The following is a 14,542-nucleotide window of genomic DNA, read 5'->3' as shown; positions in this document are numbered from 1 at the left end:
TTTTTCTTGTACCATAAGAACTTAAAAACACCATAATTAAGATATAAATCCCAATGCAATTCCTAAAAATATATTTACCACTTTTCTTGTTATTCTCCATAACCACCCATGCACAGCATTCCGAAAAAGGCACTTTGAGCCTATCCGACTTGGATGTTGACAAACCGGAACAGGCCTGGTGGCCAGCCCAAAAAGACAAGGCCATAAACGGACTGCCCATACAAATAGGGGGTGAACCTTTTAAAAAGGGAATTGGAACCCTGTCCGGGAGTAAGTTATTTTTCTTCTTGGGCGGCAAGAGCCAAAGATTTCGCACTCGAGTAGGGATACAGGATAAGCAGGACTTTCCACAGGATGTTGAATTCAATACCCTAAGTGATGGCAATAAACTTTTCTATACCCTAAATAACGATATCAAGACTTTTGTAGGGGTAGCCAATTCAGCGGATACCATGGACAAAGGCAGTGTGAGATTCATAATAAAGGGAGATGGAAAAGTATTGTGGCAAAGCAAAAGAATTAGCGGCGGCAGCAAGGCTATTGACGTAAATTTAGACATCGCAGGAATTCAGGTCTTGGAGCTCTCCGTGGAGGATATGGGCGATGGTATGTCTGGCGACCATGCCGTTTGGGCCGAGCCCACTATACATTACGGCACTTTCAAACCCCAATTGGTAGATGCCGATTATTTCAATAAATTAAAAACCGTTGATACCTCTTTTAATAAGCACATAAAACCTCTCATTCAAAAATTGCCCCTTGGCCAAAAAGTATATGAAAATGGGGTAAATACTGATTGGTTAATAAAGAAAGTAGATCTACCATCACTTGTTTATAAACAGGCCAATGAAAAGGAGATTGTAATTTCCAACGGCTTCATCAGTAGAACCTTCCGACTTACTCCAAATTGTGCCACGGTCGAATTTAAAAATCTGGTGAATGGAGAATCGCTCTTGCGAGGGGTGAGCCCGGAGGCCATGCTTACCATAGACGGTGCGGAATACACAGTTGGAGGCTTGGACGGCCAAATTGAATACGGTTATTTAAAAAAGGAATGGTTGGACCAAATGTGGAGTCCGGCCGGATCATTTCAACTAACCAACTTTATTGTTGATGACATACAGGAACGTATCCAATGGCCCAACAAAAGATGGTCTTCCAAATCCAAGACACCGACCAAAGGAAAACAAATTTCTTTTTCATATGCCCATCCGGAATTTCCAGATTTGGAAGTGAAGGTACATTATGAAATCTATGATGGCATTCCTTTGATAAGCAAATGGTTCACCATTGATAACCGTGGAAACAAGTCCGTTGTTCTTAATAATTTTAAGAGCGAAATCCTTGCCATGGTGGAGGCCGAAAGCGCTGTAGAAAAACAAAAAGGATGGGAAACTCCCAACATACATGTGGAAAGCGATTTTGAGTTTCATTCCATGTCCATGAAAAATGCGAATAAAGTTGTCCACTGGGAAAAAGATACACGCTATACTTCACAGGCCAGTTATTTATTATCAACTCCCTGTTTATTGGAATGTAAATTACCGATCGGACCCAGTGAAACCATTTCCCCAGATACCAATTTTGAATCGTTCAGAATCTGGGAAATGCCTTTTGACAGTCACGACAAGCAGCGTAAGGGCCTATATACCAATGCCATGTATAAGTTAATAGCCCCTTGGACTACAGAAAATCCCTTATTTTTACATCTGACCACCACCGATGACATTAAAGTAAGGACAGCTATTGACCAATGTGCGGAAACAGGCTATGAAATGGTCATTTTAAGTTTTGGCAGTGGCTTGAATATGGAAGACCTATCCGATGCCAATACAAGCAAATTCAAGGCCTTGGCAGATTACGCACACTCCAAGGGCATAGAATTGGGTGGATATTCCTTGTTGTCCAGTAGGTGGATAAGTGAGGAAGTAGACGTAATTAATATAGAAACCGGCAAGAGAGGTGGCGTAATTCACGGGAGTTCGCCCTGCCTAAACAGCCAATGGGGAATAGATTATTTTGAGAAATTGAGGACTTTCTTCGAAAAAACAGGTTTTGACCTTTTGGAACACGATGGTTCCTACCCGGGTCAATTATGTGCCTCAACAGCACATGTAGGCCACAAAGGGGTAGAAGATTCCCAATGGAAATCTTGGAAACGAATTACCGATTTCTACAAGTGGTGCAACGAAAAAGGAATTTCCCTAAATATCCCGGATTGGTATTATCTTAGTGGCAGTACCAAAAACGGTATTGGATATAGGGAAGTCAATTGGTCCCTACCCCGAGAACGTCAATTGGTGCTCGGGAGACAAAATATGTACGATGGTACTTATGACCGACTTCCGAGTATGAGCTGGACCTTTGTGCCCCTTACCGAATATCATGGCGGGGGAGCGGAGGCTACAATTGAGCCTTTGGACACCCATTTAAACGCATATAAGGCACATATGGTGCAGAATTACGGGATGGGAGTACAAGCCTGCTATAGGGGACCGCGATTATATGACACCCCAAAAACGAAGGAAACGGTAATTGAAGTCGTAGATTGGTACAAGAAATACCGGAACATCCTTAACGCACCTATTTTCCATTTAAAAAGGGCCAACGGAAGGGAAATTGATGGAATTATGCACGTTGACCCGGAATTGAATGAAAAAGGGATGGCTTTGTTCTTTAACCCAACCAACGAGACCTTGACCCAAACCATAAAACTTCCCCTATATTATACTGGACATACCGATACGGTAAGTATTCAGGAAAAAGAAGGAAAAAGAACCGACTTTAAATTGGCAAGGGATTATTCCGTGGAACTAAAAGTGGAAATTCCTGCCAATGATAGTACTTGGTTCGTAATTTATTGAACAATAAAACAATACACATGAAAGCTAAAACAATATGCCTCCTGGCCATAGTTATCAGCTTATGGAGTTGCGAATCTGAAAGAAACGAACTGGAACTCGACCGACTTCCTAAATACAAACTGGAGTTCGATAAGTTGGCCAATAGCTGGGACGAAGCTATTCCCTTGGGAAATGGAACTGTGGGAGCCTTGGTTTGGGAAAATGACGGAAAGCTGCGATTATCCTTGGACAGAGCGGATCTGTGGGATCTCCGTCCCATGGAAAATCTAGATTTCCCGAACTACGGTTTTGATTGGGTACAGGAGCAATGGGAAAAAGACACTTATAAAAATGTACAGGACCGTTATGATGTACCCTATGACCAATTACCTGCACCTTCCAAAATTCCCGGAGGTGCCTTGGAATTTGACGTGAAGGGATTGGGAGAGGTAGCATCTGTAAAACTGAATGTGGATTCAGCAATTTGCGAAGTAAAATGGAAGAATGGCGCCATACTTAAAACCTTTGTCCATGCCACTGAACCTTTGGGCTGGTATACCTTTGAAAACGTTAGCGGAGATTTGAATCCCAGCATAATTCCACCTGCCTATGTATCGGTGAAACAAGAAGGTGCCAACGACCCCGTAACAGGGCAAGATCTTCGAAGGTTAAATTATGATGGGGGCAGGGTTACCCAAAATGACCATATTATTACCTATGATCAGAAAGGTTGGTCCGATTTTAAATTTCAGGTACACACCCAGTGGAAACCTACACCAAAAGGAATACAGGGAAGCTGGAGCATAAGCTCACAAACCTCGGAAAAAGTACCCAATGAAACTGCAGAACAAGTAGTAATAAAAGCGCTTCAGTCAGGAATGGCATCGTCTATGGAAAGTCATAAGGCTTGGTGGAATTCATTCTGGAACCAATCTACTATTAGAGTTCCGGACCCTGTATTGCAGAATCAATGGTATATGGAAATGTACAAGTTGGGATCGGCAGCCAGACAAGGGGCGCCGCCCATATCCCTGCAAAGTGTATGGACAGCGGATAATGGCAAATTACCACCCTGGAAAGGCGACTACCATCATGATCTTAATACACAATTAAGTTATTGGCCCACCTATTCCGGAAACCATCTGGATCTGGAACAAGGTTTTATGGACTGGCTTACCCAATACAAGCCTACTTTTAAAAAATATACCAAAGATTTCTACGGCACTAACGGACTTAATGTACCCGGGGTTACCACTCTAACGGGAGACCCCATGGGCGGTTGGATCCAATATTCCTTCGGCCCAACGGTAGGGGCTTGGTTGGGGCAACATTTTTATCTGCATTGGCGCTATACCATGGATCGTGATTTCCTTAAGAACGAGGCCTATCCGTGGATCAAGGAGGTCGCTATTCATTTTAATGAATTGTCGGTTTTGGGGGAGGATGGAAAAAGAAAACTACCATTGAGTTCAAGCCCTGAGATACACAACAATTCCCGAGAGGCCTGGTTTGCTGATATCACCAATTTTGACCTTGCCCTGATTAAATGGACCTATTCACATGCGGCAGAACTGGCATTGGAGCTTGGGCTGAAGAAGGAAGCAGACCAATGGAAAGCTTCTTTAAAAGAATGGCCGGATTATGCTGTGAATGAACATGGACTTATGTTCTCCCCTAGCCTACCTTTTAACGAATCGCACCGGCACTTCTCCCATTTAATGGCCATTCATCCCCTAGGGCTAATAGACCCTGCAAACGGCTCAAAGGATATGGAGATCATAGAAAAAACCATTGCACACTTGGATGCCACTGGTTCCGGTCAATGGGTAGGCTATTCCTTTAGCTGGCTGGGAAATCTAAAAGCACGGGCTTTTGATGGGGAAGGAGCTGCAAAAGCATTAAAGGATTTTGCCACCTCCTTTGTACTACCCAATAGTTTTCATGTTAACGGCGACCAATCGGGTACCGGAAAATCGAATTTTACCTATAGGCCATTTACCTTGGAAGGCAATTTTGCCTTTGCTGCTGGCCTACAGGAGATGCTGATACAGAGTCACACCAGAACAGTACGGCTTTTTCCTGCCATTCCCACCGATTGGAAAAACGTTGGATTTAGCAAATTACGGACAGAAGGTGCTTTTTTGCTTTCCGCTCAAAAACAGGACGGGAAGCTAAAATGGGTAAAGATCGTTTCTGAAAAAGGCGGGGAGGTCCGACTTATGAATCCCTTTTCAAATAAGGAATTTTCAATTAAAGATGAAGTTAACGCCCAATGGGATGGCGATATATTGATAATTGAAACCCAACCCGGTCAAGAAATATGGCTAAAGCCATGATGCAATAAGCCATATTGCACCAAATGCGGTACTCAGAGTTATCCAAAAGGTCTACACCAGTAGTATAGGTCCAACATGGAATAAAAGGACCTAAAATAAGGCTCCTTCCCCTAGGCAGGGGAAGGTGGATCTTCAGCCAATGGCTGAGGAGACGGAAGGGGTACATTTATGGGTACAGAAATAGGTCTATCCAAAGAAATAAATTGTTCTTTTACAACTCCCGATAGCCATAGAGGGAGGTCGCACCTGCGGTCGGGAGCTATATATGCGATTTAGGTAGTGACATTTCTATTTTACGGGTATCAGTAAGCCTTCAGATTAGCCAATTGTAATATTTAGCCCATGTCATTTTTATTTCTGAGGTATTGTTGAAACTTCGGTTTCTTACTTAAGGTCGAAGTACCTGAGGTGACCCTCTTTCATTGAACTTTCTCAAAAATCCCATTGCCTTAATAACGCCATAACACTACATAACTATAACTCGCTTATTATCAGTTCTTTAAAAAATTACATATCACTAATATGTATCAAAAAATAAAAATTAATAATTCATAGTTATTGAAAAACAGGGCTTATAAAGGCAAAAATAACTTTTAGGAGCACATTTTTGAGACTATAATGAGCCTGAAAACATTAAACTTTTTTGTTGATCGATATTTTCTATCTTTAACCGTATCAACCTATTCAAAAATTAAGATGAAACCATTCTTTTTCCTTTTTAGCTGTTTATTTTCTATGACCACTTTCGCACAAAATACCGTACTACCACTTTGGCCAAACGATATTCCCAACTCCATCAAAACAGATGAAAAAGAGGAGGTAGTAAGCGCTGACATTGTAAGGATAGCCAAGGTGCAGGTCCCTCAAATTGAGGTATATCTACCCGCCAAAAAAATAGCCACGGGGCAGGCAGTGTTGATTTTTCCGGGAGGCGGTTACGGCATATTGGCCTATGACTGGGAGGGAACCGATTTTGCAAAATTCCTCAATGGCAAAGGCATTGCCGGAATCGTTGTTAAATACAGATTGCCCAATTCCAAGTCGGTCACAGAAAAACACAAGGTACCCTTACAGGATGCCCAGCGGGCCATAAGGACAGTGCGGTCCAAGGTCGGGGAGTGGAATATTGACCCCAATAATATTGGTATAATTGGCTTTTCGGCCGGTGGACATTTAGCTTCCACCCTGGGAACACACTATAATGAAGTGGTGTATGCCAAGCAGGATGATATTGACCAACTTAGTGCCCGCCCAGATTTTATGACCTTGGCCTATCCCGTAATTACCTTGGGGGAACCAAATACCCATGGAGGCTCCAGAAAAAACTTGCTGGGAGAAAATCCTACCCAACAAATGGTAGATCATTTCTCCAACGAATTACAGGTAACTACAGATACCCCTCCCACTTTTTTACTGCACGCTTCAGATGATAAAGCAGTACCCGTAGAGAATAGCCTTCTATTCTATACGGCATTGGTAAAGAACCAGGTTCCCACCGAAATGCATATCTACCCAACCGGTGGTCACGGTTTTGCCCTGGGACTACAAGAAGCCCATTTGGCTAGCTGGACCGAACAATGGTTAGGATGGTTAACTAACCTAAAAAAATAATCCCCTATCCCTACATAAACGAATCATTCATTTACCGTAATTTGATTAATATAAAGTTGTAAGGAATTAATTTATGCCCGACAAAATGTACTGATAGTTATCATGTTTTGATATACCCAAAAGCTATATTTTTATCACTTAAACATTCTGTAATGAAGAAGTGGACTTTAATAATGGCCCTATTTTTGTCAAGTTTCCTAAGCGCTCAAAAATGGGAAAGTAATTGGTCGGACGCAGCTGCCCTCGCAAAAGAAAAACATCAAAATATCGTATTGGTCTTTTCTGGTTCCGATTGGTGTGCCCCCTGCATTAAATTGGACAAGAGTATTTGGCAGTCCCCTGAATTTCAAGATTATGCTAAAGGCCATTGGACAATGCTCAGAGCAGATTTTCCAAGAAAAAAAGCCAACCAGCTCCCAGAGGAACAAAAGACTAAAAATGCCCAACTCGCAGAAAAGTATAATAAAAACGGATACTTCCCCTTGGTCCTAGTATTGGATGCCAGTGGGAATATCCTGGGCCAAACTGGATTCAAAAATATATCCGTTAAGGAATATATTGCACTTTTAAAATCGTTTGAAGGTTGAAAAACCCATTATTATTCGCAATTGCATTTATAATCCCATGTTTCGTTTTTGCTCAGGACATAGCACATAGACGGACCACAAAATTAATGGGAAGTAGGTTCGATATTACTATAGTTGCAAAAGATGAAGCTACCGCTGACCATTATATAGATAAAGCCATTGAAGAAATCACCAGAATAGAAAACTTGATTTCCTCATGGAACCCTTCCTCACAAACTTCCAAAATCAATAATAATGCAGGTGTAAATCCGGTAAAAGTTGATCAGGAATTAATAGACCTTATTGAGCGATGCATCACCGTCTCCAAAATTACCGACGGTGCCTTCGATATTACCTATGCCTCAATTGATAAAGTTTGGAAATACGACGGCAGCATGACCGAAATGCCCACTAAAGAAGCCATAGAAAATTCTGTTGCCAAGATAGGCTACCAAAATATTGTGCTCGATAAGAAGTCACAAACGGTGTTTTTAAAGTTGGAGGGTATGAAAATAGGTTTTGGTGCCATTGGAAAAGGCTACGCCGCCGATAAGGTAAGAAGTATGCTAAAAGCCGAAGGTGTTAAGTCCGGAATTATTAATGCTTCGGGGGACCTGACCACCTGGGGAAAACAACCCGATGGAACCGATTGGATGGTGGGCATTACCAACCCTCTTAACAAAGACAACATATTCTCCTGGTTCCCTGTAGTAAATGCGGCTGTAGCCACCTCCGGTAATTATGAAAAATATGTCACTTTTAATGGGATAAAATATAGCCATATTATTGACCCCCGGACCGGTTACCCCTCTACAGGCGTCCTTAGTGTTACCATTTTTGCCCCTAGTGCTGAATTGTGTGATGCACTGGCCACCTCGGTTTTTATTACCGGAGCGGAAACGGGACTTAACATGATAAACCAAATTAAAGGGGTGGAATGCATTATTATTGATGATCACAATCATATACACACTTCTGAAAACATTCAACTTAACAAAACCCAATAGCACTATGCGACAATTTATCATACTCTTTATTGGCATTTTATCACTATCCTCATGTGTTGCGGTAAGGGAATACGACAAGGTATACCTCAACGATGAAGAAATGAACCTGGCTACCAAAAGCTTGGAGCGGTTCGAAACCAATTTTCACATATATCGGGAAGCCGCTGCAGGTGCCAATGGAGGCAAAACAGGTGGTGGGTGCGGATGCAATTAAAATAGAATGAAAGGAATAGGATTTATAATATTTTTCGGGTTGATTTCTTGGGGCGGATTCTCCCAAGGCAATAATCAAGAGTATATAAAAAAAGTATTGGAAACCCCGGAGGTAGAATTGCTGTATAGTTATTATAGCCAGGACGGAGACAATGCCGCTGTAACCGGCGGGGAAGGAACGGAAAAATTAACGGATATGACCCCTACGATTATTGTTAGCATCCCTATAGGGGAAGATAACGTACTAAGTCTGGATGCAGGAATATCTGCCTATACCTCCGCCTCCTCCAGTAATATCAACCCTTTCGACGGGAATAAAACAGCTAGTCCCTGGGTGGAATCTTCGGGCGCTTCCCGAAGTGATGCCCTCACTTATTTTCACCCTACCTTTATACATAGTTCCAAGGACAGAAATAAAATCCTAAGCGGTAATATAGCCGTATCTGCCGAATACGATTACTTTTCCATTGGTTTCGGAGGGGGCTATACCCATCTCATGAACGAAAAAAATACAGAACTTGGTATTAGCGGGCAGGTATATTTGGATACCTATAATCCGCAATACCCCATTGAACTACGGGACGGTTTTTTTGATAATAGAATTACTGGTACGGGCACCTATTCTCCATTATTTAACGAGTTTAACGACTTAAACCGAAATTCTTATTCCCTTTCCCTCAATTTTTCCCAAATCATAAGCAAACGCTTCCAAGCGTCCCTGTCGCTAGATTTTGTTCTTCAGGACGGACTACTTTCCACCCCGCACCAAAGGGTATATTTACAGGATAGGAACGACTTTTTTATAGAAGATTTTCAATTGGCGGATAATGTTGAATTATTGCCTTCTTCCAGGTTTAAAATCCCTGTTGGAGGCAGGCTTGCGTATTACCTGAACGATCAAATGAGCCTTCGCGCTTACTTCAGATACTATTATGACGACTGGGGGATTACCGCTTATACAGGAAGTTTGGAAATACCCATAAAAATATCGGAAAAATTTACGGTATATCCCATGTACCGCTATTATACACAAACAGCCTCCGATTATTTTTACGCCAAGGAAACGGCATTATCAACCTACCAGTACTATACCTCTGATTATGACCTGTCCGAATTTGATAGTAATCAATACGGTTTCGGCATTACCTACAAGGATATTTTTACCCAGAGCAAAATATGGAAATTCGGTTTAAAGAGCATTAGCTTTAGGTTCAACCAATATGAAAGAACAACCGGTTTAAGCGCCAGTATTTTTGAATTGGGAGCCAAGTTTATCATGGACTAGGATTTGGTGACAAACCACACAGGATATACTGACGTTCCTTATATTGTATAATTACCATAAAAACGCCTCAAGGTTTCCCTCTCCTTGGGGAGGCCTAGGGTGGGGACTTAACGAAGCGATTGATCTGTGAATACCTAAGATTTGATTACAGTTTCATAAAATCTTCGCCTAAAATTTTCCCTAAATAAAATATAAGTTCTTCCGCATTTTCCTGGGAAAAGACCATAGGGGGTTTAATTTTAAGAACGTTGTGGTCCGGACCATCGGTACTCATAAGAATACCGTGGTCCTTCATACGGTTGGCCAAATAATCGGTCTGGGCCGCCAAAGGTTCCATCTTGTAATCGACCAGTTCCAAGCCTAAAAAAAGACCCTGCCCCCTTACATCCCCAATAATTGGGAAATCCTTTGAAAGCTTATTTAACTGCTGTTTCAAATAGGTCCCCATCTCCAAGGCATGTGCCTGTAGCTTCCCCCGTTGTACCACCCTTAGAACCTCGGCACCAATGGCACAGGATACGGGATTGCCCCCGAAGGTGTTGAAATACTCCATACCATTGGCGAATTTTTCAGCTACTTCTTGGGTACAGGCTACTGCGGCCAGGGGATGTCCATTGCCCAAGGGTTTGCCAATGGTCACGATATCGGGAATTACCCCGTGCAATTGGAAGCCCCAAAAGGTACTGCCCATACGCCCACAACCTACCTGCACCTCATCCGAGATACAGAGTCCGCCCGCTTCCTTCACGTATTGGTAGGCCTTGGCCAAGAATCCTTCCGGTAACTCTATCTGTCCCCCACAGCTAATAATCGGCTCTATGATAAAGGCCCCTACTCCCCGTCCCTTGGCATGAATCTTATCTATTTGCACCTTCACCTCCTCTGCATATGACTCGCCTGTGTTTTCCCCCCGGTATTTTCCCCTAAAGGCATCGGGCAAGGGAAAAATATGGGTGTGTTCCGGGGCGCCCCTGCCTCCTTTGCCATCAAACTTATAGGAACTTATATCGATGCACATATTGGAGTTACCGTGATACCCTACTTCCGAAGCAATTATATCCTTTTCTCCCGTGGCCGCCTTTACCATTCTTATTGCAAGTTCATTGGCCTCACTGCCCGAATTCACAAAATGGAGTACACTTAGTTCAGGGGGTAAAGTCTCCAACAGCTCCTTGGCCAACGCATTGATATTTTCGTGCAGATAGCGAATATTGGTATTGATCAGGGCCATTTGTTCCTGCCCTGCCCTTACCACATCAGGATGTTCGTGCCCCACATGGGCCACATTGTTTACGGTGTCCAGATATTTTCTTCCGTACTGGTCCATTAGGTACTGCCCTGCCCCACGTACCATTTTAATGGGCACCTTGTATTGCAGGCTCAGACTTTTGCCCAAATGTTGTTTTCTATAGTCGATGATGTCCGAATTGGAGGTAGCTTGCCTTTCCACAAGACCCTTGGTCTTGAACAAAAGGTTGGGATCAGGGCAAAGACTTTTCCATACGGCAAGCTGGCTTTGGTATGCCACTCCGGGAAAATCGATTTTATAATGCAGCATGGACAGCATGATCTGAAAATGTAGATGTGGGGCCCAATTACCGTTCTCTGGCCAGTTCCCCAAAACGCCTATGACGTCGCCAGCCTTTATTTTGGCTCCAACCGCATACTTTGTAGCACTGGCCACGGACAAATGCCCGTAAAGCGTATAAAACTCCGAGCCTTCTTCCCGATGTTTTAAAATGACCAATCCGCCATATTCCTTATCCCCTTTATCATTGACAGCAGTAACCACTTCCCCGTCAAAAAGGGCATGCACAGGGGTATCTGCCGGCAACCAAAAATCGACCCCTAAATGAATACTCCTGCTCTCCCTTCCGGTGTTCCCTATTTTATCATAAGAGGATGTAGTGTAAATGGGCCTCGGCTCCAAATAACCTCCTGCCAAAATTCTTGTAGGGTGTTTGTGCTGCAATTTATTGAGCTTATATTGAAAAAAATCCAGGTCATTAAAGTCCATTTCATGCCCAAGCCATTTACTGGACACACTTAAATCTAGGGGATGTATACTGTTGGAACCTATAGTGGGAAATAGTTTATCCAGAGAAAGGTTCTGCTTTTTGGCCCATGCCGCGAATGTTTCTTCCTTGGGGTGGGCACTATAGCCACAGGCCTCCCTAAAACTATAGTGCGCAAAATCGGCGTTTTCATCCTTCCACATCCGCAATAACTCCCAAGCCGGCTTTTCACTGATCAAAAGATAGGTATTGTCCGGTTCCTTCTCCTTATTGATGGCCGATTTGGTAACGGATATCACCAAGCGCATGGCGATGGCCATATACAAATGTTCCAATTCATTCTCTTCTAAAGGAAATGAACGGTGATAGCCCCGTACAATTGGTATTGCCGCTTCCAACGGATCATTGTGCCCCATGATGGCATAGGCACAGGCCACGGCCAGATCATTGATTATCTGGGTATAAACCGAATCCCCGAAATCTATGGCAGAGACCACTTTGGGACTGATCAGGTCTTGGGAAACAATCACATTATTGTCGTTGGCATCATTGTGAACCACTGCCTTTCGCAACTGGGAATAACCGGACCGTGCCTGCTTGAACTGGTCCTGAAAATAGGAAACAATCTCTTTTTGCTCACCGCTAAAGAGGTGGAGATAATCCGTTGTCCAAGCCCCTTCCGCTATATCCCAAACAAATTTCCGATGGGCCTCGGGATGGTCAAAACCCTGCAAGGCCCGGGTAAGTCTCCCACATTGTTCCCCTAGACTATCCCGAAGATTGTCCAATTGTGGGTTTACCGTGCTCCACACCCTACCTGATATCCAGGACAGAAGGCGTACCTTTCTAATATTTCCGTATTCATCCTTAATTTCCGAAATCAGATTCCACTGTCTATCCCGAATAACCTTAGGTACAGTTAAATCCTTTTCTTGATCATTGGTATAAAGCAGCAATTTCTGTTGAAAATCCAAATAATCCGCGTTCTCGTCAGGACGGGAGACTTTTAAAATATAATCCGCTCCGTCCGTTGCATCGATCTTAAAATTAAAATCGATTTCCCCGGGCAAGGCCTTGGCCGCACCTTGAATGTTAAAATTCTCAAGGGCAATATTGATGGCTTGATTCTCCGTTATTTTGATTTTGTTGTAATCCATTAGCTTGGTTCCTTTTTCCTTTGCGCCCCTATGAACAAATAATCCAACAACCAAAATAAGCATATTATTTTCACAAGACCACTCGGAGAAAGAATTAAAACACTTGAACTTATGACGCCATATATTGTTTTTTTTTCAATAAATAAGATTGATATACTATCTTTAGCTCTTGATCAAACTTTACCAAAACATATTCATGAAGAACACAATTTCCTTCCCTCTACTTAAATCATTATCCATAATCGTTTTATTGGGTTCATTAACAACGCAATGCAAACAGAAATCTCCAGAAAAACCTAAACCCGTAAATGAAACCGACATTGTTATCCCAGAGGGATTTTCATTGCAGGTGGTTGCGGAAGATTTGGGAAATCTACGCCATATGACCGTCTCAAAAAATGGGGATATCTATGTAAATAGATCCAAATTAAAGGATGAAAAAGGTATTATTCTCTTAAAGGACACTGACAATGATGGGAAAATTGATGCCGAACAACAATTTGGCAATCTCCCTGGGACAGGCATATTGATAAAAAATGGCTATTTATACACCTCCTCCAATTCTGGGGTCTATCGCTATAAATTAAATGAAAATGAAGAAATTATCGATATTGAAAATCCAGAAAATATAGTGGATGGATTGGCGGATAAAGGCCGGGACAACGCAAAATCATTTGTAATGGATGATAATGCCAACATTTATGTTACCATAGGCTCTTGGAACGATTCCTGTCGTGAAGAGGGTACCGGAAACGGCATTATGCCCTGTACAATACTGGATTCTGCAGGTGGAATCTGGCAATTCAAGGCGGATAAATTAAACCAATCCTTTGCTGATGGTAAGCGTTATGCCACTGGAGTTAAAAATGCCGTGGGCACAGCTTGGAATTACAAGACCAACTCCTTATTCGCTGTAGTTCATGGGCGCGGGGCATTCCATGATTTTTATCCTGAACACTATACCGCCAAGCACAGTGCAGAACTGCCCGCAGAAACTTTATTTGAACTTCATGAAGGTGATGATGCCGGTTGGCCCTATATCTATTACGATCAGTTTAAGAAGAAGAATATCCTTGCCCCGGAATATGGGGGCGACGGTGAAAAAACAGGAAGCGAAAACGCCATAGACCCTTTAATGGCATTCCCGGCACATTTGGCTCCCAACGACCTGCTTTTTTACACAGGAACAATGTTTCCAGAAAAATATAGGAATGGCGCCTTTATTGCTTTCCATGGACAGTCCCCAGAATTAAAAAAGGGATATTTGGTGGCCTTCGTACCTTTCAAGGATGGTAAACCTAATGGAAATTGGGAAATATTTGCCGATAACTTTTCCGGCATCGACCTTGCAAATCCCAGTGGCCCAATTCAGCGTAGGCCATGTGGATTGGCACAGGGTCCCAACGGTGAACTATATGTTAGTGAAGACCTTAAAGGAACGGTTTATAAAATAACTTATTGATCATTGATTTTCGAAGAACTGCCCTTAAACTAATTCAACGATAAAAG

General features: G+C 42.7%; 9 protein-coding genes. 8 read left to right on the top strand and 1 reads right to left on the bottom strand.

The genetic code is table 11. The features are described from left to right. Nucleotides 1-53: 53 nt before the first annotated feature. From U735_RS0100535 to U735_RS0100505, 7 genes are all read left to right on the top strand, one after another. Nucleotides 54-2,864 (top strand): NPCBM/NEW2 domain-containing protein, encoded by a 2,811-nt coding sequence (locus tag U735_RS0100535; protein ID WP_083260562.1) that lies wholly within the window; start codon nt 54-56, stop codon nt 2,862-2,864. A 17-nt stretch (nt 2,865-2,881) separates the two neighbouring features. After that, nucleotides 2,882-5,179, top strand: coding sequence for a glycosyl hydrolase family 95 catalytic domain-containing protein (locus U735_RS0100530; RefSeq protein WP_031441956.1), 2,298 nt, complete (start codon nt 2,882-2,884; stop codon nt 5,177-5,179). A gap of 735 nt (nt 5,180-5,914) precedes the next feature. After that, the gene (locus U735_RS0100525; protein WP_232233137.1) at nt 5,915-6,790 is read left to right on the top strand and encodes an alpha/beta hydrolase; all 876 of its coding nucleotides are present in this window, start codon (nt 5,915-5,917) and stop codon (nt 6,788-6,790) included. A gap of 152 nt (nt 6,791-6,942) precedes the next feature. Beyond that, entirely contained in the window at nt 6,943-7,377 is a 435-nt protein-coding gene (locus U735_RS0100520; RefSeq protein ID WP_031441954.1) for a thioredoxin family protein, read from the top strand. Next, nucleotides 7,374-8,363: an FAD:protein FMN transferase gene (locus U735_RS0100515; protein WP_051891801.1), complete on the top strand. Its 990-nt coding sequence runs from the start codon at nt 7,374-7,376 to the stop codon at nt 8,361-8,363. The genes U735_RS0100520 and U735_RS0100515 overlap by 4 nt, the downstream gene beginning before the upstream one ends. Nucleotides 8,364-8,367: 4 nt before the next feature. Continuing rightward, the gene (locus U735_RS0100510) at nt 8,368-8,577 is read left to right on the top strand and encodes a DUF4266 domain-containing protein (protein WP_031441952.1); all 210 of its coding nucleotides are present in this window, start codon (nt 8,368-8,370) and stop codon (nt 8,575-8,577) included. Nucleotides 8,578-8,583: 6 nt separating this feature from the next. After that, on the top strand, nt 8,584-9,861 hold the full coding sequence (locus U735_RS0100505; protein WP_031441951.1) for a DUF3570 domain-containing protein: 1,278 nt from the start codon (nt 8,584-8,586) through the stop codon (nt 9,859-9,861). Nucleotides 9,862-10,006: 145 nt separating this feature from the next. Here the strand turns inward: U735_RS0100505 and U735_RS0100500 are convergent, their stop codons facing one another. Then, the gene (locus U735_RS0100500) at nt 10,007-13,033 is read right to left on the bottom strand and encodes an aminotransferase class III-fold pyridoxal phosphate-dependent enzyme (RefSeq protein ID WP_031441950.1); all 3,027 of its coding nucleotides are present in this window, start codon (nt 13,031-13,033) and stop codon (nt 10,007-10,009) included. A gap of 196 nt (nt 13,034-13,229) precedes the next feature. Here U735_RS0100500 and U735_RS0100495 point away from each other — a divergent pair, with 196 nt between their 5' ends. Then, complete coding sequence (locus tag U735_RS0100495; RefSeq protein WP_031441949.1) at nt 13,230-14,495, top strand: PQQ-dependent sugar dehydrogenase; 1,266 nt, start codon at nt 13,230-13,232, stop codon at nt 14,493-14,495. Nucleotides 14,496-14,542 lie beyond the last annotated feature (47 nt).

Origin of the sequence: Arenibacter algicola (genome assembly GCF_000733925.1) — a bacterium.
In the GTDB taxonomy this organism is placed as follows: Bacteria; Bacteroidota; Bacteroidia; order Flavobacteriales; family Flavobacteriaceae; genus Arenibacter; species Arenibacter algicola.
Note: the sequence above shows the minus strand (reverse complement) of the source record. Positions and strands in the feature narration are given on the sequence as shown.